This is a genomic window from Pseudomonas sp. AC016 (assembly GCF_979253365.1).
Window position 1 is genome coordinate 5,711,183 of the sequence record NZ_CEEDCC010000001.1, and the last position, 22,529, is coordinate 5,733,711.

Genomic DNA, 22,529 nt, shown 5'->3' on the forward strand with positions numbered 1-22,529 from the left:
CGGGGATCATATGTCTTTCGGCATCCCGGCATCGCTGTCCTTGAGCTTCTGTGCGTCGGCCAGGCGTTTTTCTTCCGAACGACGTTTCTTGTCCCGTTCAAGTTTGGCGCTGGTGTCTTTCTCGCTGCGGATTTGCGCGTGGCTGATCAGGGCGAAAATAAAACTGCCGCCAATGATGTTGCCCGCCAGCGTGGGACCCGCAAAGGTGAACCAGAAATCCTTCCAGCCCAGCTCGCCTGCGAACACCAGATACGACACTTCAGCCGAGCCCACGACGATGTGCGTGAAGTCGCCGAGTGCCATCAGGTAGGTGATCAGCACGATGATCGCGATCTTGGCATTTTCCATCGAGGCGATCATCCAGACCATGGTCGCAATCATCCAGCCGGACACGATTCCCTTGGAGAACATCTGGCTGACATCGTTTTCCATGACCTTGCGGCCGATTTCCAGAAACGCGTGGTCGGTCTTGGCATCGAAGATCGGCAGGTTGAGCATGACGTATGCCACCAGCAGAGTGCCCATCAGGTTGCCACCCAGCACCACGCCCCACAGGCGCAACAGCCGCCAGATATTGGCCAGGTTCGGTTTGCTCATGATCGGCAATACCGCAGTGATGGTGTTTTCGGTGAACAGTTGCTGGCGAGCCAGGATGACCGCCAGGAAGCCCGCCGAATAACCCAGGCTGGTAATCACATGGCTGCCGGATATGCCTTCAAGGCGTGACATGAGCAAACCCATCGCCATCAGCGACAGGCCCATGGTCAGGCCGGCCGCCAGGGCTGACCACCACAGGGCGGCGACACTGCGTTCCAGCTCATGGTCGCCCTGCATGCGGATGGTTTCATGCAGTACCGCCGCGCGGGGCGGCTGGTTCTCATCGATCTCGCGCTCTTCTTCGGCTGACAGGCCGGGGGTCTTGCCGTCTACTTCGTGGTCCATACCGTTTCCTGATGCGTTGCTGATGCGCTAGAGATGAGGACGCAGGCTGCGCCGGTCCGATGCTTGAGACAGGCGTCGCACGCCGTCGTTCGCCGCCTGCGTGCGGTATAGGCAAATGTATGAGCCAGTTCTCACAGAGCCCTGCACGTACGGACTTAAATAGGTGGAATGTCTTTTTTGGTAATTTGTATCAAGTGCTAATAAGAATCTGTACTATTCGCGAAAAAATCCCGCCGGGTCCCATGAGGCCTGGTTTCTTGCCAAGGGCTGCACCTCGATGCGTCGTACCTTTCTGTCTCTTTGTGTCATTCAAGCAATCTCCCAATCAGCCTGGGCCGATCAGGTGACTGCCAACAATTCCTCGATCGAACTGCAGAACATCGACATCCAGAGCGCCACGGATATCGAGACTGCCCAGGGCCCTGTCCAGGGCTATCGCGCGACCCGTTCTGCCAGTGCCACCCGTACCGATACGTCTTTGCACGAAACGCCGCAGTCGATCAGTGTCGTCACCCGCGAGGCCGTCGAAGACATCGGTGCCACGCGCCTGCAAGATGCTTTGGATTACGCAGGCGGCGTGGGGCGTGCCAACAACTTCGGCGGTCAGGGTCTCACCACGTTTACCGTACGCGGCTTCACCACGGGCGAGTTCTATCGCAACGGCTTCCCGATCAATCGCGGCTATCCGAACATGCCGGACGCCAACACCATCGAGCGTCTGGAAGTGCTGCGCGGTCCTGCCACCACCCTTTACGGGCGTGGAGATCCGGGCGGCACGTTCAACGTGGTGTCCAAACAGCCGTTGGCCGAGCGTTCAGTCACGCTGGGCAGCCAGCTCAATGATCAGGGGATGAAGCGCGGCACGCTGGACGCATCCGGTCCTCTGGATGACGACGGGCGATTTGCCTATCGCCTGAATGTGGTGGGCGAGGGCGGCGATACCTTTCGCGATCACGTCGAAACCGAACGCTACGGCGTGACGCCGGTCCTGAGCTGGCAGGTCGATGACGCCACGCGCATCACTTTCGAAGGCGACTTCATGCGCAACAACGCGCCGCTGGACCGTGGCCTGACGCGTTATCCCGCGCAGACCCGCACCGCTTCCCGGGACACGTTCTTCGGTGAAAAGGACGTGGGCAAGCTGCACAATGACAACAACATGGCGCAGATCCGTTTCGACCACGACCTGAACGCCGACTGGAAACTGGGCGGCGGCATCCAGATGCTCGACGGCTCGCTCAAGGGTGACGCCATCGAGGCAAACGGCCTGGCAGCCGACGGGCGCACGCTGGGCCGTAACTTCAATTACCGCAAGCTGGAATGGACTGACCGCGATGTGCAGTTGAACGTCACCGGGCATTTCGCCACTGGCGGGTTCGACCATACGCTGCTGGCGGGCGTCGAATACGAAGACTACGACTACAAGTCGATCATCCGACGCTCCAGTGGTGCGGTGAACGCCTACACCATTGACATTTTCGATCCGGTTTACGGAAAGGCCCGTCCGGCGCTGACGCGAACTACCACCAACGACAAGGAAAACCTCAAGACCTACGCCGCCTTTGTGCAGGATCAGGTAGCGCTGACCGAGCGCATGAAACTGCTGGCCGGTGTGCGTTTCGAGCGTTTCGAGCATGACTACGATACCTTCGGTGTCGGCGTGCCGTTCACCAACAGCGACAACGCAGTGACCCCGCGTCTCGGCCTGACCTACGACCTGACCGACACCGTGGCGGTCTACGCCAACACGGCTCGTTCGTTCAAGCCCAACACCGGCGCGAGCCGTCTGGGTGGCGGCTTCAAGGCTGAGGAGGGCAAGTCCTATGAAGTGGGCGTCAAGTGGGAAGCGCTGGACCGTCAGTTGAGCGTCGACGCTGCGCTGTATCAGATCGAGAAGCAGAACGTGCTGACCACCGACCCGGTCGACTCCACTTTCAGCGTGGCAGCGGGCGAAGTGCGCAGTCGCGGTCTGGACCTGAACGTGGTCGGCAACCTGACGCCGGAGTGGCGTGTGATGGGCAGCTATGCCTACGTCGATGCCGAGGTCACCAAGGACAACACCCTGCGCACCGGCACCCGTCTGCTGAACATTCCGGAGCAGACGTTCAGCCTGTTGAACGTTTATGAATTCCAGGACGGCGCGCTGCGTGGCCTGGGCCTGGGGGCGGGCGGTCGCTATGTCGATCAACGTGCCGGGCAGACTGCGAACACCGCGTTCTCGATGGACAGCTACACCGTGTTCGATCTGCTGGCCTTCTATAAGGTCAACGAGCACGTGAAGCTCAATCTCGATGTGAAGAACGTCTTCGACAAGGACTATGAAGAAGGCGCCTTCGGCAACGTGTATGCCTATCCGGGCGCCCCGCGTACGGTGCAGGTAGGTATCGCCTACACCCTGTAAGCGTCAAACGGTCGCGATCAGGCAAACACCCTGATCGGCGTCCCCGCGTGCCAGGCCTGGATGTTCTCGATCATCAGGCCATAGAAGGTCTGGTAATTGTTCTCGGTAACGTAGCCGATATGCGGCGTCGCCAGCACGTTGCCCAGCGTGCGGAACGGGTGGTTTTCCGGGAGCGGCTCGGTATCGAACACGTCCAGAGCGGCTCCGGCGATTTTGCGTTGTTGCAGGGTCTCGATCAGCGCCGCTTCGTCGATGATCGGCCCACGCGACGTATTGACGAGGAACGCGCCGGGCTTCATCCAGCCCAGCGCTTGTGCATCCACCAGCCCTCGGCTGCGATCGCTGAGCACCAGATGCACCGACAACACATCGGCCTGCTCGAACAGCGCCTGCTTGCTGACATAAGTGACGCCACATTCGGCGGCGGCCTCCGGTGTCAGATTCTGGCTCCAGGCGATGACCTCCATGCCGAACGCCTGACCGTAACGGGCAATCCACTTGCCGATACTGCCCAACCCCAGAATGCCCAGCGTCTTGCCGTACAGATCGCTGCCCAACCCGACTTGCCAGTGACCGGCGCGCAATGCATTGGCTTCGGTCACCAGATTGCGAGTGATGCCCATGATCAGTGCCCAGGTCAGCTCCGGCGCTGCCTGCTTGTAGCTGTCGGTGCCGCACACCGTAATATTCAGCCGTTTGGCCGCTGCGACGTCGATGGCCGCATTGCGCATGCCGCCGGTGGTCAACAGTTTCAGCCGCGGGAGCTGGCTGAGCAGGGCGTCGTCGAACAGGGTTCGTTCGCGCATCACGCAGATCACATCGAAGTGCTGGAGGCGCTGGACCATGGTGGCAGTGTCGGCGGGGAAGTCATGCAGGAAGCTGACCTCGCCGATGGAGTGCAGTGGCGACCAGTCCACCACATCGCTGGCCACGTTCTGCCAGTCATCAAGCACAGCAATGGTCAATCGGGTCATGAGCAGTGGTCTCCCTGGGCAGGTTTGGGGAAGCGGCTAATCGAACAGGCTGGCCGCGATATTGATCGAGAACCCCAGAATAGCCGTGTTGAACACAAAACAGATCAGCGACTGGGCCAGCACGATCCGGCGCATCTGGCGCGTCGCCACGCCGACATCGGAGGTCTGGACCGCAACGCTCAAGGTGAACGAGAAATACAGGAAGTCCCAGTAATCCGGGTTTTTCTCGCCACCGGCGAAAGACAGTGCCGGCTCTTTGCCTTTCCAGGTATAGAACAGACGGGCGTAATGCAGGCTGAACACGACGCCGATCATCAGCCATGAACCAATGACGGTGACGCCGGTGAACGCGTGATGCAGCAACTGGGCATGCGGCGAAAGACCTTTGGTGCCTGCGATTTCAACGATTATCGCCGCCAGGCTGGCCAGTGCAGCGATGGACACGGTCATCAGGATCGCGCCGGCATTCTCGTCTTCCATCATGGCGATGCGCTGCACATCGCTTGCGTCGCTGTGCAGGGTGCGGATGAATATGAGGATCAGGTAGAGCCAGACGCCCAGATCCCAGCCAATGAGCAGATTCTGGGTCACTGTGGTGTCGGGAAGCACCCAGGCGGAGGCGACGCCGGACGTCAGTCCTACGAGCGCAGCGATGGTCAGGCGGGGACGGGTATGAACGAGATGGCGCATGCGGGCTAGTCGTTACTGATTGTTGCAAGACAGTATCACGCGGCAGTGCGAAGCGAGAAAAAACGGCGCGCAAGGGGGTTGCGCGCCGTGTGCCAACACTATGGCGAGTGTTCTTGAAGCAGGCGAACGCGGTTCAGCGCACCAGGCAAGGCCGCTTGTTGTTGAACGTCCAGTCCTTGATCAAGAACTGCATGGCCACAGCGTCGTTGCGCGCGCCGAGGCCCATGCCTTTGTACAATTCGTGTGCCTTGGCCAGTTGATCCATGTCCAGTTCGACACCCAGCCCCGGTTTTTTTGGCACCTCGACCTTGCCTCCGACGATCTGCAGCGGGGCCTTGGTCAGGCGCTGGCCGTCCTGCCAGATCCAGTGAGTGTCGATGGCGGTGATATTGCCCGGCGCAGCGGCGGCGACATGGGTGAACATCGCCAGCGAGATGTCGAAGTGGTTGTTGGAATGCGAGCCCCAGGTCAGGCCCCACTCGTTGCACATCTGCGCGACCCGCACCGAACCCTGCATGGTCCAGAAATGCGGATCGGCCAGCGGAATGTCCACCGACTGCAGCTGAATTGCGTGGCCCATCTCGCGCCAGTCAGTGGCAATCATGTTGGTGGCCGTCTTAAGCCCTGTGGCGCGCCGGAACTCGGCCATCACTTCACGGCCGGAGAATCCGTTTTCCGCTCCGCATGGGTCTTCGGCGTAGGCCAGCACATGATGCTGGTCGCGGCACAGACGGATGGCTTCCTTGAGCGACCAGGCCCCGTTGGGGTCCAGGGTGATACGGGCGTCGGGGAAGCGTTCGGCCAGCGCTGTGACCGCTTCGATTTCCTCGTCGCCACGCAGTACGCCGCCCTTGAGTTTGAAGTCCTGAAAACCATAACGCTGGTGCGCGGCTTCAGCCAGGCGTACTACCGCCTCAGGTGTCAAAGCGACTTCGTGGCGCAGGCGAAACCAGTCGTTGTCGGCATCCGGTTCGCTGCGATAGGCCAGGTCGGTCTTGTGCTGATCGCCCACATAGAACAGATAACCCAGCATCTCCACCTGATCGCGCTGCTGGCCTTCACCCAGCAAGGCGGCGACGGGCACGTCCAGGTGCTGGCCGAGCAGGTCGAGCAGGGCGGCTTCCAGCGCGGTGACGGCGTGGATGGTGATGCGCAGGTCGAAGGTCTGCTGACCACGGCCGCCCGAGTCGCGTTCGGCGAAGGCCTTGCGCACGTCATTGAGGATCTTCTGGTAGGTACCGATGCTGCTGTCGACCACCAGCGAGCGTGCGTCTTCCAGGGTCTGGCGGATCAGGTCGCCGCCCGGCACTTCGCCGACGCCGGTGTTTCCTGCGTTGTCCTTGAGGATCACGATGTTGCGGGTGAAGTAGGGGCCGTGCGCGCCGCTGAGGTTGAGCAGCATGTCGTCATGGCCCGCTACCGGCACGACCTGCATCTCGGTGATGACAGGGGCCTTGGCAGTGATGTTGGAGTGCTGAGCGTTCATGGTGAAATCCTTTGCGAAATTGTTGTTGGAATGAGCGTCAGTGAGTCGCAGGCGTCTGCACAGCGGCGACCGGCGTCGCGCCTGGCTTTGGCGTGTTGCGAGCGGCGAAGACAATGACCGCGGCAATCAGCGACGTGGCGGTGAGGCCATAAAGGCCGCCCTGAATCGAGCCGGTGTGCTCTTCCAGCAGGCCGAAAGTGGTCGGTGCCACGAAACCGCCGAGGTTGCCGACCGAGTTGATCAGCGCGATGACCGCCGCTGCAATTCGGGCATCCAGATAAGCCTGGGGAATCGGCCAGAACAGTGACGAGGCCGACTTGAAGCCCAGTGCCGCAAAGCAGATGGCAACGAACGCGAAGATCGGGCTGCCCGTGGTGGACATGAACATGCCCGCCGCGGCAATCAGCAGCGCTGCAGCAACCCAGGCCTGCTGGCGTTTCCATTTGGCCGACAGGGTGGCGAAGGCGTACATGCCGATGATCGACAGCAGCCATGGGATCGAGTTGAACATGCCGACTTCGAAATCGGTCAGGCTGCCCATTTTTCTGATGATGCTCGGCAGCCAGAAGGTCGCCGCATAGATGGTCAACTGAATGAAGAAGTAGATCAGGCAGAACAGGATGATCTGGCCGTCCTTGAGTAGCTTGCCAATGGACGCCTTGACTGGCGTTGCGGCTTCGCGAGCGGCCTGTTCGGCGTCGATGGCGTTGACCAGTGCGTCCTGTTCCTCACGGGTCAGCCACTTGGCATCGTGCGGTTTGGAGTCCAGCCAGAACCAGACGAAGAAGCACAGGCCCACCGAGAACATGCCTTCGATGAAGTACATCCACTGCCAGCCTTTCAGGCCGAACCCGGTGATCTGCAGCAGCAGGCCGGACAACGGGCCGGAAATCAGCGAAGCGATGGCCGAGCCGCTGAGGAAGATGGCGATTGCCTTGCCACGCTCAACGCCTGGCAGCCAGCGGGTGAAGTAGTAGATCACGCCTGGAAAGAAGCCTGCTTCGGCCACGCCCAGCAGAAAGCGCAGGATATAGAAGTGGGTTTCGTTCTGGATGAAGGCCATGCAGGCCGCGACCAGGCCCCAGGTGAGCATGATCCGCGTCAGCCAGATGCGTGCGCCGACTTTCTGCAGCAGGATGTTGGAAGGGACCTCGAACAACGCATAGCCGATGAAGAACAGCCCGGCGCCCAGGCCGTAGGCCGCAGCACCGATGCCCAGATCGTGCTCCATGTGCGAGCGCACGAAGCCGATGTTCACCCGGTCGATGTAGTTGACGATAAACATGATGACGAAAAGCGGCAGGACATGACGTTTGACTTTCGATACGGCTGAAGTCAGGACCGAATCTGCGCCGGCGGCCATCCCGGAATTGGATGTGCTCACAATTGAATCTCCCACTCGTTGTTTTTATGCGGGTATGTGCAAGGTGTGTCCCTCGCATTGTCGGTCATCATACAAGTTGGATGCGCTTGCGCAAGCCCCCTCTACGGTCGGATCACGATTAATTTTTGCGGACAGCGACGAGAGGTTTCAGTTGTTTATCGTGGAGCTGATTCAGCTTTCAGTGATTAGAGGTCAGGTATTTCAAGGGTTTTGCGCTCAGGGTGAGTATCGTTGGCCGTTACCGAACATCATTTTTTCTGGAGTATCACGTCATAAAAAGACGGACAGAAGGGCAGGAGAGGTTTTGACAAGCTCGGCCAGCTTGTAATACAAGTCAGACAAGTTCTGGTGACCCTGAAACTCAGGCCCCATGTGCCTTCGTCAGCCTTGCCGCTGCGTTACGGGTTCACCAGACGCCGCACAATCAGACAAGCGCCAGACAACGTCAGGACAACCTTCATGCAAGAGCCCGCCAGCACCGCCCCCAAACGCCGCCAGCACAGTCTGGCCACTGATCTGGTCACCGAGCTGAGTCAGCGCATCCTGCTGGGCAAGATTGCGCCGGGCGAGAAGCTGCCATCGGAAAACCAGATCGTCCGTGAACACGGAGTCAGTCGTACGGTGGTGCGCGAGGCGATTTCCAAGTTGCAGGCCTCGGGGCTGGTAGTGACCCATCATGGCATCGGCACCTTCGTGCTGGAGCGCGGCGACCAGACGGGGTTGCGCCTGAAGGTCGAAACCGTGTCGCGGGTGCGCGACATCATTGAGCTGCGCATCGGCCTTGAAACTCAGGCTGTGGCGCTGGCGGCGGTGCGTCGCACGGAAGAACAACTGGCGGCCATGCGTCAGGCGCTGGACGACTATCAGGACCTGCTGGCCAACGATGACAGTTGCGTCGAGGCGGACAAGCGTTTTCACATGCTGATCGCCGAAGCGACCGGCAATCCGTATTTCATGGAAATCATGCAGCACCTGGGCAGCGCGATCATTCCGCGCAGCCGCATTGCCTCAAGCGAGCGTGCGGGCAATAACCTGGCCCATCAGGGCTACCTGGCCAACCTGGAACACGAAGCGCTGCTCAGCGCCATTCGTCGCAAGGACCCGGACGCGGCGCGCGCTGCCATGTGGACCCACCTTAGCAACAGCCGTGAGAGGCTGGTGCCGCAGGATTAGCCCTCGTCCGCATCCTTGAGTACGCCCAGCATCAATTGCATCTGCCAGTCGAAATAGGGATTGAAGGTCAGTCGCGAGTGGATCTTGCCCGGCTCGCGGTAACCCCAGTCCGAGTACCAGACCGGCTCGCCCGCCATGCATTTCGCGGTGTCCTCGTCGGTCTGGCCGTTCCAGCAGATTCGCTGCGTGCCATTGACGCCGTACAGCGGGTTGTCCGGGGAAAACAGCAGGCCCATGTGCGAAAAGCGGCTGATGCGGTAGTCCGGCAAGTAGTCGGTGCGCACCTCGACCCGTGAGGTACGCGCAGCCTTGGCGGGCAGGTCGCCGTACCAGATCAGGCGGCTGTCCGGGTGGCTGAAGCGTTCGTTGAAGGTGTCCAGTACGTAGGCGGTGTCCAGCACCGAGTCGTGCTGGGCGATAGCAATGAACACCGGCTTGTCATATTTACGTCTGAGCAGGCGATTCTGAGCCAGAGCACTGCTGCGGTAGAACTGGGCGAACCCGTTGGTGGGCACATTCATGTAACGCAGCGGCGTCTGCATCGGCCGCAGGCCGTCCTTGGGGGACGCAAGCAGCCATGGCCTTGCCCAGCCGATCCAGGGTGTCAGCCAGGCAAAACCGCTGTCGGAGCGAAAGGCGGGGGAGAACAGCAACAGCCCGGCAATCTCTTCATGGTCGTAGGCGTAGTCCAGCACCAGATTGGCACCGGTGGAAAAACCGCCCAGATACACCTTGGGCACTTCCTTGCCGAGCAGGTTTGCCTGCTCACGTACCGCCTGCTGCCATTGCTCCAGCGTCACGTCGAGCATGTCTTCGGGTTTGGTGCCGTGACCGGGCAGCAGCACGGTGCGGACCACAAACCCCTGATCGGCCAGCCGCTGACCGACGTCGTGAAATGACCAGGGTGAATCCCCCAGGCCGTGCACCATCAGCACGCCGCCTTTGATCTCACCGCTCGGCGTCCATTGCTGCGGCGCATTCCAGTTCAGTTCGGCTTCGTGGTCGGACGTCTGGAAGGTGCGCTGGGAGCGGATCAGTTCCCGAGTCTGCTGACGGTAATCCTCGAAGCGTCGGGTAGGGTCTTCACTCTCGGCCATCGAGGTGCAGGCTGAAAGCGTGAGCAGGGACAGCAGGCTGGCGAGTCGGGATCTGATCAAGTTCTGGAAGCCCTTGGTCTGGCGGGGTTGATTGGGTAATACAGAGGGTGGCGCACGGTCTGCGCTCATCTTTATACACAAAGTCCCGGAGATATGATCGTGCCCATCGCTCTGTGCTCCTCGTTATAGACAAGTCATCTGGCTATCCAGTGAGGCAGCGGCGCTGATGCGCTTTTTTAGCTCGATCGCATGAACACCGCAGAACGCGACGCTGGTGAAGGCTGAGTCCTGGCGCTGATTCGGGGGGCAATCGGCATGGATGCCGATTGAGCTGCACTGGGCCATGGATGGCCCATTTGCAGCGACCCCCGAATCAGTGTCAGGACGAAGGAACCCCGGCGAAGCCGGGGCCGGAACCGGAGCGAAGGACTTTGGCTACTTTGGTCCCTCAAAGTAGCGCGCCGTAAGGGCGCAAAGGTGACCTGAGCCGGGCGCTCGGCTCACTGAATCCGCAATCTGTGCCATGTGTGACGCGGAGCGTCACGGGAGGCATGCCCACGCGGAGCGATGGGCACGATCAGGGTTGAGGCCGGCTGCGTGGGCTCTGCGCCACGCGCATCGCGCTCAACAGTGATTTCAGGCACACTCGCTGGCTCAATAACTTCAACAAAATGTATCCGCATGTCTACTCACTCCAAGCCCCTCGTGGCACCGGGAGTTCTTCATGTTTGCGCTTGATCGGGACCTGGCTCAGGACATCGTCGATCGCGCCATGGCGATTCTGCCCTATAACGTCAATGTCATGGACTATCTGGGCATCATCATTGGCAGCGGTGACCCCGAGCGTCTGTGCACTCGGCACGAAGGTGCTCAACGGGTGCTCGCCAACAGCCAGATCTTCGAAATCGATTCCCGGGCTGCGCTGCATCTGGGCGGCGTGAAGCCGGGCGTCAATCTGCCGCTGATGCTCGACCACAAACTGGTCGGTGTGCTCGGTATTACCGGCGAACCGGACGAGGTCCGCGTCTACGGCGAGCTGGTGAAGATGACCGCTGAAATGCTCATGGAACAGCGCCGCCAACAGGCCGATCGCCAATGGCGCCTGCAGCGCAGCGAAGACCTGCTGGCGCGGCTGTTGCTGCCCGATTGCCCTGAAAGCCTGGTCGACGAAGCCCGCCAACTGGGCCTGCAGCCGCAATTGCCGCGCCAGGCGGTGCTGATTCAGTTGGGTGCACAGGCCTCGGCAGCCAGCCAGATTGCTGGATGGCTGGGCTCGCGCTATGCCGACAGCTGGTTCGTGCTGCGTGAACCGACCTTGCTCTACTGGTGCCGCACGGCTGTCAAGGATCGCGACGACAATGCGCTGCTCAAGCAGTTTGATGAGCACCACTGGCCCGTGATACGCATGGCCACGGTGGAACCTTCGGCGGACTTGCCCGAGTTGCGTCATGCCTGCGCGGCCGCCCGGGACCTGCTGGATTACGTCGCACAGGCCCACCCGAAACAACAGCTGGTGCGTCTGGCCGATCACCGTCTGTCCGTGCTGTTCTGGCGTCACCGGCATGACTGGCTGGCGTCCCAGGTCGCCGAGCCTATTGCCCGTTTGCACCATCAGGGTCAGTTGCTCGAAACCCTGTGCAGCTGGTTCGACCACAGCGGCGAAAGCCAGGCCTGCGCCGATGCGCTGGGTATCCATCGCAACAGTCTGCGTTACCGGCTGGAGAAAATTGCTGAGCTGACCGGCTGCGACCCTTACAAGACCGTTGACCTGTTGCGTCTTTATCTGGGGGCGCAGATGACCCCGCGACAGACCTGAAGGCAGATTTTGTTCAAATGCCCGATCACCGCGCGCAATCGTTGTGCGCCGGGCAGGCGGCAAGGCGTGGCAGGGATGAGAACATCCGGTGACGGACATGGAGAACAACAATGAAAATAGTCATCGCCCCCGATTCCTTCAAAGACAGCCTCAGTGCCCAGGCGGTCGCCGACGCAATTGCCAGCGGCCTGGCCGAAGTCTGGCCACATGCCGAGCTGGTCAAGTGCCCGATGGCCGACGGTGGGGAAGGCACTATCGAAGCCGTGCTGGACGCCTGCGAGGGTCAATGGATGAGCGCACAGGTCAGCGGCCCGCTGGGTGACAGCGTCGACGCTCACTGGGGCTGGCTGGCGCAGAGCCGCACCGCGATAATCGAAATGGCCATGGCCAGCGGCTTGCAACTACTCACCCGCGCGCAACGCGATGCCTGCCTGACCAGCACCGAAGGGACCGGTCAATTGATCTCGGCGGCGCTGGATGCCGGTGCGCAACGGGTCATTCTGGCCATCGGTGGCAGCGCGACCAACGATGGCGGCAGCGGCATGCTCTCGGCACTGGGCGCGCGGTTTCTGGACCGAAATGATCAGCCGTTACCGCGTGGTGGACGCGCCCTGACCGATCTGGCGCGGATCGACCTGAGTGGTCTGGACCCGAGGCTGGCGAATGTACGTGTCGAAATTGCAGCCGACGTCGATAACCCGCTTTGCGGCCCGAATGGCGCATCGCATATCTTCGGTCCGCAAAAGGGCGCCTCGCCCGATCAGGTGCTGGCGCTTGATGCCGCGCTGGGGCATTTCGCCGACCACTCCGCCCGTACGTTGGGGCGCGATTTGCGTGACAGCCCCGGCAGCGGTGCAGCAGGCGGCATGGGTTTCGCGGCCAAGGCTTATCTGAATGCTTCGTTTCGCGCCGGGGTCGAGGTGGTCGCAGACCTGACGGGCCTCGAGCAGGCGCTGGTCGGTGCCGATCTGGTAATCACGGGCGAGGGCCGCTTCGATGCCCAGACCTTGCGCGGCAAGACGCCCCTGGGCGTTGCACGCGTCGCCCAACGCCAGCATGTCCCGATAATCGTGCTGGCCGGGACGCTGGGCGAAGGTTACGAGCAGCTTTATCAGCACGGCATCAGCGCCGCATTCGCGTTGACCAGCGGGCCGATGGACCTTGAACACGCCTGCCGCGAAGCACCTCGCCTGCTGCAGGAACGGGCACGGGATGTGGCGCGGGTGTGGCGTTTGGCGGCATCAGAATGAAGCTCGCCGGCAGCTCGGTTGGTTGAGGGAGGGGCTTGGTCTGTGCGGCAATCCGACGACCGGGTTGGCGCGGTAGATCAGGAAAATCGCGTCATCGTTCATCGCCGGCAAGCCGCCTCCAACGTTCAGTGTCTTCAAGGCCGCGCTGTTTCAGTGGCATGGAAGCATTTCAGTGAATTGTCAGACCTCAACGCTCCAGCCCCAGCCGTTCATGCCAGTCGGCAATTGACTCTTCAGGGTAACCATCGAACTGAAGATCGCCCTCGTGCACATCCACCTCCACCCATGACGCCTTTGAGTCCAGCATGATGTGAGTGCGCTCAGGCGGCATCGGCAATGGTGTATCGATGGCTGACGCAAACGGATGAATCAAGTCTGGCCAATCCGGGCTGAACAGCCACAGGCCGCTGCCGCAGACTTTGCAGAAATGCCGCTCGGCACTGCTGGTCTCCACGTGATGGTCCTTGCGGATCCTGGCGTGATAGATCGAAATATTTTCCTTCCCTTTTACCTTCATGCTCGCAGCATCGCCGCTCAGGTTGATCGCATAGCCACCCGCGCCCTGAGTCTTGCGACAGATCGAGCAGTAGCAGCGTTGATAAGGGTAGGGGTGGGCGCTGTCCAGACTGAACTCCACGGCGCCGCAATGGCAGGAACCTTCCAGATGCATGGCAAACCTCCACGTTTGTGCAAGTCGGTTTCAGGTGCATAGAGGTAGACATGCATCCCGTCGGGATGAGCGGGTTCATTCGTCGGGCGGTTTCTGGAAGATGAAATGATGGCCGACGGCCTAAAGAAGTGTCCGACAATGTCGATACGCTTGGCGGTTGTCTGACAACCGCTGCTGCCCACACTGCCTTTCCAAATATAAAAGAGCCCTGGCCATGAATTTACGCAAACTCACGATTGCCCGCCGCGCGGGTCTGGGTTTTACCCTGATTTCCCTGTTGGTGGCGCTGCTGGGCTGGTTCGCACTGGTGCAGATGTCTGCCATCCGTGAGAGCGAGGTGGCCGTCGAAACCAACTGGGTGCCGAGCATGCGGGTGGTCAACGATGTGCGCGAAATCATGCTGCGCATTCGCACCATTTCCCTGCGCATGGCGCTGGACACCGACCCCGCAAGCATCTCTACCTACCGCGGGCAGATGGACGTGCGTCTGGGTGACCTGACCAAGAAGCTCGACATTCTCAACGGTTTCGTCGACACCCCGGAAGAGAAGGTCCTCGCCGATCAGTTTCTGGTGACCATGGGCCAATACCGTACCGCGCTGGATCAATCTTTTGTGCTTGCCTCTCAAGGCGACAGCAAGGGACTGAACAAGCTGTTGCTGGCTGACATGAAGCAGATCGTCGATGGCTCGGGCAAACAACTCAATGATCTGGCCGACTTCTACGTCACCAAGGTCGATGCGGAAGGCAAGGCGGCCGAGGCTCAATACAAGGCATCGCGCAGCATCGTTCTGGTGTTTGTCGTGCTCGCCGCGCTGGGCACCATTGGTCTGGCTCTGTGGTTGACCCGCAGCATCGTGGGTCCGCTGCAACGCGCCGTCAGTGCCGCCGAGCATGTGGCCCAGGGCGACCTGACCCACAGCATTGCGGTGGATGGCAACGACGAAGTCACCCGCTTGCTGCGGGCGCTGGAGCAGATGCAGGGCAACCTGCGCGAAGCGATGCGCCACATCGGCAGCTCTGCCGGTCAACTGGCGTCGGCCGCCACCGAACTGAACTCGGTCACCGAGGACAGCTATCGCGGGCTGAACCAGCAGAACGCCGAAATCGACCAGGCCGCCACCGCCATCAACGAAATGACCTCGGCGGTTGAAGAGGTGGCCCGTAATGCAGTGTCCACTTCTGATGCGTCCAGTCATTCCAGCTCGTCAGCACAGGCCGGGCAGAACCGGGTGATCGAGACGGTGCAGTCAATCCAGACCCTCACCGAAAACGTTCAGGCCACTTCGGTTCTGGTGCAGAACCTGGCGGATCAGTCTCAGGACATCGGCAAGGTGCTGGACGTGATCCGTTCGATCGCCGAGCAGACCAACCTGCTGGCGCTCAATGCCGCCATCGAAGCGGCACGTGCCGGGGAGTCGGGTCGCGGCTTTGCCGTCGTGGCTGACGAAGTGCGGGCGCTGGCGCACCGTACCCAGCAGTCGACCCTGGAAATCGACTCGATGGTCAACGCCATGCGCAGCGGTTCGGCTCAGGCGCTGGAGTCCATGAACACCAGCCGTGACCGCGCCAGCTCCACGCTGTCGCTGGCCAAGGGTGCAGGTGAATCGTTGAGCGAAATCACCTCGTCCATCAACCAGATATCCGAACGCAACCTGGTGATCGCCAGTGCCGCCGAAGAGCAGGCCCAGGTCTCGCGTGAAGTGGACCGCAACATCGTCAACATCCGTGACCTGTCCATGCAGTCGACCCAGGGCGCCAATCAGATCAGTGCTTCAAGCCATGAACTGTCGCGTCTGGCCGCTGATCTGAACCAGGTAGTGGCTCGCTTCAAGGTCTGAAAAGCCGACATCGACAGGGCCTGAGCGCGCTTGCCGCCGACCGGCCGGGCGCGCATTATTGCACCCGGTCGCGAAGACCACCGTGCAGGTATGTCTATCGATGGAGGCTGCTCAGCGTCATGAACAATAAAAAACAAACCTTCAGCAGTTGGCTGCGTTCGCCAGCCCATCATCAATGGCTGTCCCAGGAAGGCAATCGCCTGCTGGCCTTTGCCAAGGCTGCGAAGCTGCAGAACGGTTTCGGCAGCCTTGATGATTACGGCCGTCTGATGGTGGGTGCCACCGCCGAAACCATGAACACTGCACGCATGACTCACTGTTTCGCCATGGCCCACGCGCAAGGTATTCCCGGCTGCGCCGCGCTGGTGGATCACGGTGTCGCAGCCCTCAGCGGTCCGTTGCGCGATGCCGAGCACGGCGGCTGGTTCAGCGCGGCGCTCGAAGACGATGGAACCACCGACAAACAAGCCTATCTGCATGCCTTCGTCGCGCTGGCGGCCAGTTCGGCTGTGGTTGCCGGACGGCCCGGTGCACAGGCGCTGCTGTCGGATGCAATTCAGATTATCAACAGCCATTTCTGGAGCGAGGACGAGGGCGCGATGCGCGAGTCCTTCGCCCGTGACTGGAGCGGCGAGGAAGCGTATCGCGGCGCCAACAGCAACATGCACAGCACCGAGGCGTTTCTGGCACTGGCCGACGTGACCGGTGACGCACTCTGGCTGGATCGTGCGTTGAGTATCGTCGAGCGTGTGATTCATCAGCACGCAGGCGACAATGACTTTCAGGTCATCGAGCATTTCGCTCAGGACTGGACGCCACTGCTGGATTACAACCGCGAGAATCCCGCCGATGGCTTCCGCCCCTTCGGCACTACGCCGGGGCATGCCTTCGAATGGGCGCGTCTGGTGCTGCACCTTGAATCCGCGCGTCGTGACGCCGGACGGTCCAGTCCCGAGTGGCTGCTCGAAGACGCCCGCCAGTTGTTCGCCAATGCCTGTCGCTACGGCTGGGACGTCGACGGTGCGCCCGGCATCGTTTACACCCTGGACTGGGAGAATCGGCCGGTGGTGCGTCATCGCTTGCACTGGACGCACTGCGAAGCGGCGGCTGCGGCGGCATCCTTGCTGCAGCGTACCGGCGAGCAGCAATACGAAGACTGGTATCGGGTGTTCTGGGAATTCAATGAAACGCTGTTCATCGATTACGAGCACGGCAGCTGGCGTCATGAGTTGAACGAACAGAATGTGCCGAGCGAAGACATCTGGCCCGGCAAGCCTGATCTGTATCACGCGTATCAGGCCACGCTGTTGCCGGTACTGCCGCTGTCGCCGAGTCTGGCCAGTGCGCTGGCGGGTCTGGACTGAGGCTGCGTTCAAACCTCAGTGTGACGATGCGCGCTTTTCGGTCAGGCGGATGATCTGTCTGGCCAGAAAGCTGCCGGTCAGAATCACACCGAACAGGCGCAAGGTCTGCATGGCCAGCACGAAGCCGACGTCGGCGTGGGTGTCGATGGCGATGATCGCCATGGTGTCCAGGCCGCCGGGGCTGGTGGCCAGATAAACCGAGAGGTAATCCTTGTCCATCATCATCGCGATCAACGAGGCGGACAGGGCGCAGAGCACGATCAACACCAGCGAGGCGAGAATCATCATCGGCAGACGCCGCCAGACATACTGAACAGTAGGGCGGTCGAAGCGCAGGCCGACGTAGCAGCCAATGGCACCGTAGCCCAGTGGCAACAGCCAGTCCGGGATGGTGATTTGCAGCACGCCGCTCAGCTGCAGTGCGCCGCCCAGTATCAACGGCATCAGCAAGGCACCTGCGGGCAGTTTCGAGCCCAGCAGCACGCCGACCACGATCACTGCCAGACTCAAGCCCAGATCCAGCAGGCTGGAGCCTTGCAGCATCACTTCGTTGCTGTGCGCCTGAGCGCCGCTGCCCGAAGCGCCCATGAAGTGGCTGACCAGCGCGCCGATCACAACCACACAGACCACCCGCACATATTGCATCGTCGCGACCACCCGCGAATCGGCGCCGTAATCCTCGGACATGGCCACCATCGCCGACGCTGCGCCCGGTGATGTGCCCCAGGCCGCTGTGCTGCTCGGTATGCCCGCGAACCGCACCAGCAACAGGCCGACGGCGGCGCTCAGCACGACGGTCAGCAGTGTGGCCAGCAACATGACAGGCCAGGACTCAAGCGCGGTCATCAGTACGCTGACCGACATGGCGTGCGCGATCAGCACTCCCACCGTGCCCTGGCCGAATTGAAAGAGTCGCTTGTTCATACGAATGGTGGCGCCCGATACGCCGAAACCGATGGCGATCAGCATCGGCCCGAGGAACATCGCAGCAGGCATGTTGATCAGTTTCAGCAATTGGCCGGCGCTGCCAGCGAGAAGGATCAGACCCAGCCACTGAACCGGCGGGGAAAGGGTGGGAAGAGACAGACTCAAGGTGCGTTGCAAGAAGATTCTCCCTGTTGTTGCGAGCGTTGCGAGTCGATCAACTGGCACACGGCCCTGATCGAGTACGACAAGTATCGACATCACAACCCATCAAGTCTATTTTCTAATAATCATGAATTGATAACTTTGGTTGATAGATATGGACCTGCGCGATTTGACGTATTTTGAAACCATCGCCGAACTGGGCCACTTGGGACGGGCTGCTGAAAAGCTCAACCGCAGCCAGCCCGCGCTGACCAAAAGTATTCAGCGACTGGAAGAATCGTTCGGCACCAAACTGTTTCAGCGTGACGGTCGGCGCATCAAGCTGACACCCGTCGGCGAGCTGCTTCAGGCACGGGGCAAGGAGTTGCAGCAGAGCATTGCCCAGACCCAGCGTGAGGTACGGGACTTTGCCAGCGGTATGGTCGGCAACATCCGTGTTGGTTGCGCGGCGACCATGGCTGAATACCTGATGCCGAAACTGACCTCGGCCCTGTTGCAACGCACGCCCGACGTGACCTTCAAGCTAGTGATCGGCCAGGACGACCTGCTGCGCGAGTCGCTGCGCTCTGGGCAACTGGACATGATCATCTGCGCGCTGGCGCCAGACAGCGAAGGGGTTACCAGCTTTGCGGTGCTTGAGGACGAGGCTGTGGTCATTGCCAGCAAGCAGCACCCGATCTTCAAGAACAAACCGCTGCAAATGAGCGACCTTTGCGCCTTTCGCTGGGTGTTGCCGCCAGTCAGCGTGTCGTCACGCAAATGGCTGGATGCGACTTTTGCCGCAAATGGCTTGCCGTTGCCCACGGTACAGATCGAAGCGAATTCGATCTCGCTGTTGCCCAACCTGATTGCCCAGAGCAACCTACTCAGCTTCGTCGCCCGCGAATCGCTGGAGTTCGGCAAGACCATGCAACACCTGCGCGAGGTGCCGCTGGAACAGACCACCATGAAGCGCACCATCGGCGTCACCCTGCGCAGCGGCGGCTACCTTTCGCCCGCCGCGCAGGGCATGCTGCAGATGCTGCGCGACAATGGCGGAGACTTTCTGGTGTGGGCCTGAAGATTTCACCTTCAGGCGCTGGCTTTTGGACGCCGCTGGGTTAGCCTTCGGTAATGCGGGCACCCGGAGCGTGTCCGATTCGTTGACGATCGACAGGAGCATCCAGATCATGCACATACCTTCACAGACACACGCTGACGTAACACGAGACATTCATCACTTTGGCGGCGACCAGTCGCCCCTGAACGACGCGGACGCCGATGAAGACCTCGATCCCGAGGCGTACCTCGACCTGGACATCCTCGGTCTGGACGACTTCGTCGACGCAGACAAACTTGACCCGGTCGTGACCGGTGATATCGGATCTTCCACATTGGGATGAAGGAATCAGTTCGGTAGATGCGATCAGTATTCTCATCGCCATGATCGTTCCTACGCTCTGTGCTCATCGTTATACCCAACGACACTGATCGTGCCCATCGCTCTGCGTGGGTATGCCGCCCGTGACGCTCCGCGTCACAAATGGCACAGATTGCGGATTCAGTGAGCCGAGCGCATGGCTCAAGTCACCTTTTCGCCCCTCGGCGACCTACTTTGAGGGGCCAAAGTAGGCAAAGCCCGCTGCTCCGGTTCCGGCCCCGGCTTCGCCGGGGTTCCTTCGTCCTGACACTGATTCGGGGGTCGCTGCAAATGGGCCATCCATGGCCCAGTGCAGCTCAATCGGCATCCATGCCGATTGCCCCCCGAATCAGCGCCAGGACTCAGCCTTCACCCACGTCGCGATCTGCAGTGTTCTCACTATCGCGCTACAAAAGCACATCAGTGGGGCTGCCTCTCCGGATAGCCAGATGATTTGTGTAGAACGATGAGCGCAGAGCGATGGGCACGATCATTATCCGAGAGGCCATGATCGTTGCCTTCACCGCTTGCTCAAATACAACGCCAGCGCTTCAGCCCCCAGCTCCACCGTAGAGCTGGTCCCGGCCCAACTGCAGGCGAGCATGAGGTTGCGGGGCAGGGCGAAGTCTTCCACTGAAAAGCCGTTGTCGTCGAACCCGTGCTCATCATGCGGCACCAGATCCCGCAGCGAATCCACCAGCTCGAAATACGCCCACACCGGTTTGTCGAGCGCTACCGCCATTCCCACTTCGAACGCCGTACCTGAATCCGGCTCCAGACCTCGAAACACATTCAGGTTGGCGAGCACGGCAGTACAGCGCTGAATCATCGCCACATTCATCGTATAGATCTGCTGCGCGGTTTCATTAGGTGACAGGCCGGGAGGCACTTCGTTGTCGAACGGAAACAATCCTTCCAGACCATGTGCGGTACACAGCGCCTTCAGGTAACGCCCATGCTCGATGGCGTCTGGACGAAAAACGTCGAAACCTGCGAGGTAAACCAGAGGTGCCTGCATTGTCGTCGCTCCGCTAGTGGACAAATCGCGTTGATTCTACGGCGGGTCGCACGCGGGATGAAGAGCGCCATTGATCGGCCTGCGGGTAGAGAGTGGCTTTTTGGGCTGTTATCTGTACGGATAGCCAGTATCCTTGCCCGGTCTGTTCATCGAACCTGTGACCGTTGGCCTTGAATACCTCACCTCTCGATAATCCGTTTTATTACCTGGAAAACTTTCGCCAGGTGCTGGACTGGATCGCGCAGCGTTACGACGATCTGCTCGACGAGTCGGAGCGCCAGTTCATCGAGGCCTTTGCCGGGCTGCCGGTGGCGACGCAGGGTTTGCTGGTGAGAATGGTCATGCGCAAGGGCGCCCTGTTCCGGGCGAGCAAGCTGAGCTACGACGAAATAGGTGACCCTGTCGAAAACGTGGGCCCGCTGCTGGAACTGGGCTGGGTGGACGACCGGCCTGCGCTGGGTCTGGATGAGCTGTTCCAGTTGCTGCGCAAGGACGAGTTGAGCCAGTGCTTCAAGGCGCACGGTGTGAAGGGTTCCGAACGCAAGGAGCTGTGGTTCGAACGACTGCAACCGATCTACACGGAGCCGCAACCTCTTGATCAGTGGCATGGTTCATTGCAGGACATGGTTTTTTCGCTAAAGGTCATGCCACTGTGCGACCGTCTGCGGCTGCTGTACTTCGGCAATCTTTATCAGGAGTGGTCGGAGTTCGTACTCGCCGATCTGGGTATCTATCGCTACGAGAAGGTCGAGTTTTCTGTCGATTCCCGGGCAATCACGGCGCGGGAAGACATTGATGTGTGCCTGCAACTGCATGCCTGCCGCGAAGCGCTGGAAACCAGTCTTGTCCTGCATGATCTGGCTGAGCAGGCCATTGCCATTCACTGCCGGAGTTCCTGGCTGCAGATGCGCCGCGCCAAGCTGCTGTTTCGCATCGGTCAACAGGCCGAGCGGTTGCAGGATTGGCCGCTGGCGCTGTCGGTCTATCGGCAGTCCAGTTATCCCGGCGCCCGCTCGCGACAGATTCGGGTGCTGGAGCGTCACGAACAATACGCCGAGGCCATGGAGCTGCTGCAACAGGCCCGACTGGCTCCGGAGAACGATGCTGAGGTCCAGCATCTGGCGCGTGTGTTGCCGCGCCTGCAGCGCAAGCTCGGCCTGGCAGCCGAACGTCGTCGGGCGGCAAGAGTGGTCGAGCGCATGGACGTGCAGGTCACGCCGCTGCCTGGCTGCAGCGTCGAATACCTGATCCGGGAGCACTTGCAGCAAGAAGGCGGCGAGGTGCACTACGTCGAGAATACGCTGATCAATTCCCTGTTCGGACTTTTGTGCTGGTCGGCGATTTTCTCACCCTTGCCGGGTGCGTTCTTCCATCCGTTCCACAGCGCCCCGAGCGACCTCTACAGCCCGGATTTCTACCCGCGCCGTGCGCACCTGTTCGATGCGTGCCTGGCCCAGCTCGAGTCCGATGCGTATCGCGCCACCATCCTTGAGAACTTCCTCGGCAAACATGGCCTGCAATCGCCGTTCGTATTCTGGGGCGCGCTGACGCCAGCCTTGCTGGATCAGGCGCTGGATTGCTTGCCTGCCGAGCATTTACGCCACTGGTTTCGTCGTTTGCTGCATGACATCAAGGCCAATCGCACGGGCATGCCGGACCTTATCCAGTTTTTCCCCGAGCAGCGCGGCTACCGGATGATCGAAGTGAAAGGGCCAGGGGATCGCTTGCAGGACAACCAGCTGCGCTGGCTGGACTTCTGTGCCGAGCACGCAATGCCCGTGCATGTGTGCTACGTGAAGTGGACGATGGACAGCGAGGTTGCGACAGAAGAAGGGAAGGACGTTTCGCAGGCGGATTGCATTCAGGTCTGACGGAAGGGAAGGGCGAGGCGGTCCTTGACTGCGTTTGAAGCGGGCCGCCGCGCTATGCTGCATTT

18 protein-coding genes and 1 pseudogene are annotated in these 22,529 nt (G+C 60.7%); 10 read left to right on the forward strand and 9 right to left on the reverse strand.

Features of this window, described 5'->3' with window-relative positions:
- Positions 1–6: 6 nt before the first annotated feature.
- Positions 7–942: a formate/nitrite transporter family protein gene (locus AC0IXS_RS25710; RefSeq protein ID WP_057408023.1), complete on the reverse strand. Its 936-nt coding sequence runs from the start codon at positions 940–942 to the stop codon at positions 7–9.
- 277 nt (positions 943–1,219) lie between these two features.
- Here AC0IXS_RS25710 and AC0IXS_RS25715 point away from each other — a divergent pair, with 277 nt between their 5' ends.
- Positions 1,220–3,343 carry a TonB-dependent siderophore receptor gene (locus tag AC0IXS_RS25715; protein WP_057408024.1) on the forward strand — a complete coding sequence of 708 codons (2,124 nt, stop codon included), beginning with the start codon at positions 1,220–1,222 and terminating at the stop codon, positions 3,341–3,343.
- A gap of 17 nt (positions 3,344–3,360) precedes the next feature.
- Here AC0IXS_RS25715 and AC0IXS_RS25720 read toward each other — a convergent pair whose 3' ends face one another.
- From AC0IXS_RS25720 to AC0IXS_RS25735, 4 genes are all read right to left on the reverse strand, one after another.
- Entirely contained in the window at positions 3,361–4,317 is a 957-nt protein-coding gene (locus tag AC0IXS_RS25720; protein ID WP_122668969.1) for a D-2-hydroxyacid dehydrogenase family protein, read from the reverse strand.
- Between the two features lie 36 nt (positions 4,318–4,353).
- Positions 4,354–5,007, reverse strand: a complete 654-nt coding sequence (locus AC0IXS_RS25725) for a DUF1345 domain-containing protein (RefSeq protein ID WP_096768485.1) — start codon at positions 5,005–5,007, stop codon at positions 4,354–4,356.
- 133 nt (positions 5,008–5,140) lie between these two features.
- On the reverse strand, positions 5,141–6,493 hold the full coding sequence (gene gudD, locus AC0IXS_RS25730; RefSeq protein WP_471826029.1) for a glucarate dehydratase: 1,353 nt from the start codon (positions 6,491–6,493) through the stop codon (positions 5,141–5,143).
- Between the two features lie 37 nt (positions 6,494–6,530).
- Positions 6,531–7,856, reverse strand: coding sequence for an MFS transporter (locus tag AC0IXS_RS25735; protein ID WP_004885210.1), 1,326 nt, complete (start codon positions 7,854–7,856; stop codon positions 6,531–6,533).
- 480 nt (positions 7,857–8,336) lie between these two features.
- Here AC0IXS_RS25735 and AC0IXS_RS25740 point away from each other — a divergent pair, with 480 nt between their 5' ends.
- Positions 8,337–9,050, forward strand: a complete 714-nt coding sequence (locus AC0IXS_RS25740; protein WP_029242855.1) for a FadR/GntR family transcriptional regulator — start codon at positions 8,337–8,339, stop codon at positions 9,048–9,050.
- Here AC0IXS_RS25740 and AC0IXS_RS25745 read toward each other — a convergent pair.
- Positions 9,047–10,207, reverse strand: a complete 1,161-nt coding sequence (locus AC0IXS_RS25745; protein WP_081021906.1) for an alpha/beta hydrolase — start codon at positions 10,205–10,207, stop codon at positions 9,047–9,049. The two genes, AC0IXS_RS25740 and AC0IXS_RS25745, sit on opposite strands and share 4 nt — an antisense overlap.
- Positions 10,208–10,871: 664 nt before the next feature.
- Here AC0IXS_RS25745 and AC0IXS_RS25750 point away from each other — a divergent pair.
- Both AC0IXS_RS25750 and AC0IXS_RS25755 read left to right on the forward strand, forming a co-directional pair.
- Entirely contained in the window at positions 10,872–11,963 is a 1,092-nt protein-coding gene (locus AC0IXS_RS25750) for a CdaR family transcriptional regulator (protein WP_057410049.1), read from the forward strand.
- 110 nt (positions 11,964–12,073) lie between these two features.
- Positions 12,074–13,213 carry a glycerate kinase gene (locus AC0IXS_RS25755; RefSeq protein ID WP_471826031.1) on the forward strand — a complete coding sequence of 380 codons (1,140 nt, stop codon included), beginning with the start codon at positions 12,074–12,076 and terminating at the stop codon, positions 13,211–13,213.
- Between the two features lie 187 nt (positions 13,214–13,400).
- Here the strand turns inward: AC0IXS_RS25755 and AC0IXS_RS25760 are convergent, their stop codons facing one another.
- A complete protein-coding gene (locus tag AC0IXS_RS25760) occupies positions 13,401–13,883 on the reverse strand; it encodes a GFA family protein (protein ID WP_025995000.1) in 483 nt (160 codons plus the stop codon).
- Between the two features lie 214 nt (positions 13,884–14,097).
- Between AC0IXS_RS25760 and AC0IXS_RS25765 the strand changes: the two are divergent.
- From AC0IXS_RS25765 to AC0IXS_RS25775, 3 genes and pseudogenes are all read left to right on the forward strand, one after another.
- A pseudogene (locus tag AC0IXS_RS25765) lies at positions 14,098–14,868 on the forward strand (HAMP domain-containing protein); the annotation flags it as partial.
- A 15-nt stretch (positions 14,869–14,883) separates the two neighbouring features.
- Entirely contained in the window at positions 14,884–15,723 is an 840-nt protein-coding gene (locus AC0IXS_RS25770; RefSeq protein ID WP_371321612.1) for a methyl-accepting chemotaxis protein, read from the forward strand.
- A gap of 119 nt (positions 15,724–15,842) precedes the next feature.
- A complete protein-coding gene (locus AC0IXS_RS25775; protein WP_471826033.1) occupies positions 15,843–17,087 on the forward strand; it encodes a D-mannose isomerase in 1,245 nt (414 codons plus the stop codon).
- 15 nt (positions 17,088–17,102) lie between these two features.
- Here AC0IXS_RS25775 and AC0IXS_RS25780 read toward each other — a convergent pair whose 3' ends face one another.
- Positions 17,103–18,191 carry an AbrB family transcriptional regulator gene (locus tag AC0IXS_RS25780; RefSeq protein WP_471826035.1) on the reverse strand — a complete coding sequence of 363 codons (1,089 nt, stop codon included), beginning with the start codon at positions 18,189–18,191 and terminating at the stop codon, positions 17,103–17,105.
- A gap of 139 nt (positions 18,192–18,330) precedes the next feature.
- On the opposite strand from AC0IXS_RS25780, the gene AC0IXS_RS25785 reads away from it, so the two are divergent.
- Together AC0IXS_RS25785 and AC0IXS_RS25790 are read left to right on the forward strand one after the other, a co-directional pair.
- Positions 18,331–19,236 (forward strand): LysR family transcriptional regulator, encoded by a 906-nt coding sequence (locus tag AC0IXS_RS25785; protein ID WP_025995004.1) that lies wholly within the window; start codon positions 18,331–18,333, stop codon positions 19,234–19,236.
- Positions 19,237–19,345: 109 nt separating this feature from the next.
- Complete coding sequence (locus AC0IXS_RS25790) at positions 19,346–19,558, forward strand: hypothetical protein (RefSeq protein WP_449126091.1); 213 nt, start codon at positions 19,346–19,348, stop codon at positions 19,556–19,558.
- 537 nt (positions 19,559–20,095) lie between these two features.
- Here the strand turns inward: AC0IXS_RS25790 and AC0IXS_RS25795 are convergent.
- On the reverse strand, positions 20,096–20,593 hold the full coding sequence (locus AC0IXS_RS25795) for a nucleoside 2-deoxyribosyltransferase (protein ID WP_471826037.1): 498 nt from the start codon (positions 20,591–20,593) through the stop codon (positions 20,096–20,098).
- A 170-nt stretch (positions 20,594–20,763) separates the two neighbouring features.
- Between AC0IXS_RS25795 and AC0IXS_RS25800 the strand changes: the two genes are divergently transcribed.
- A complete protein-coding gene (locus AC0IXS_RS25800) occupies positions 20,764–22,464 on the forward strand; it encodes a VRR-NUC domain-containing protein (RefSeq protein WP_471826039.1) in 1,701 nt (566 codons plus the stop codon).
- The last annotated feature ends 65 nt before the right edge of the window (positions 22,465–22,529 follow it).

Coding starts and splice junctions, on each gene's coding strand:
- AC0IXS_RS25710 (WP_057408023.1), bottom strand. CDS start 942: ATGGACCACGAAGTAGACGGCAAGACCCCCGGCCTGTCAGCCGAAGAA.
- AC0IXS_RS25715 (WP_057408024.1), top strand. CDS start 1,220: ATGCGTCGTACCTTTCTGTCTCTTTGTGTCATTCAAGCAATCTCCCAA.
- AC0IXS_RS25720 (WP_122668969.1), bottom strand. CDS start 4,317: ATGACCCGATTGACCATTGCTGTGCTTGATGACTGGCAGAACGTGGCC.
- AC0IXS_RS25725 (WP_096768485.1), bottom strand. CDS start 5,007: ATGCGCCATCTCGTTCATACCCGTCCCCGCCTGACCATCGCTGCGCTC.
- gudD (WP_471826029.1), bottom strand. CDS start 6,493: ATGAACGCTCAGCACTCCAACATCACTGCCAAGGCCCCTGTCATCACC.
- AC0IXS_RS25735 (WP_004885210.1), bottom strand. CDS start 7,856: ATGGCCGCCGGCGCAGATTCGGTCCTGACTTCAGCCGTATCGAAAGTC.
- AC0IXS_RS25740 (WP_029242855.1), top strand. CDS start 8,337: ATGCAAGAGCCCGCCAGCACCGCCCCCAAACGCCGCCAGCACAGTCTG.
- AC0IXS_RS25750 (WP_057410049.1), top strand. CDS start 10,872: ATGTTTGCGCTTGATCGGGACCTGGCTCAGGACATCGTCGATCGCGCC.
- AC0IXS_RS25755 (WP_471826031.1), top strand. CDS start 12,074: ATGAAAATAGTCATCGCCCCCGATTCCTTCAAAGACAGCCTCAGTGCC.
- AC0IXS_RS25760 (WP_025995000.1), bottom strand. CDS start 13,883: ATGCATCTGGAAGGTTCCTGCCATTGCGGCGCCGTGGAGTTCAGTCTG.
- AC0IXS_RS25770 (WP_371321612.1), top strand. CDS start 14,884: ATGCGCCACATCGGCAGCTCTGCCGGTCAACTGGCGTCGGCCGCCACC.
- AC0IXS_RS25775 (WP_471826033.1), top strand. CDS start 15,843: ATGAACAATAAAAAACAAACCTTCAGCAGTTGGCTGCGTTCGCCAGCC.
- AC0IXS_RS25785 (WP_025995004.1), top strand. CDS start 18,331: ATGGACCTGCGCGATTTGACGTATTTTGAAACCATCGCCGAACTGGGC.
- AC0IXS_RS25790 (WP_449126091.1), top strand. CDS start 19,346: ATGCACATACCTTCACAGACACACGCTGACGTAACACGAGACATTCAT.
- AC0IXS_RS25795 (WP_471826037.1), bottom strand. CDS start 20,593: ATGCAGGCACCTCTGGTTTACCTCGCAGGTTTCGACGTTTTTCGTCCA.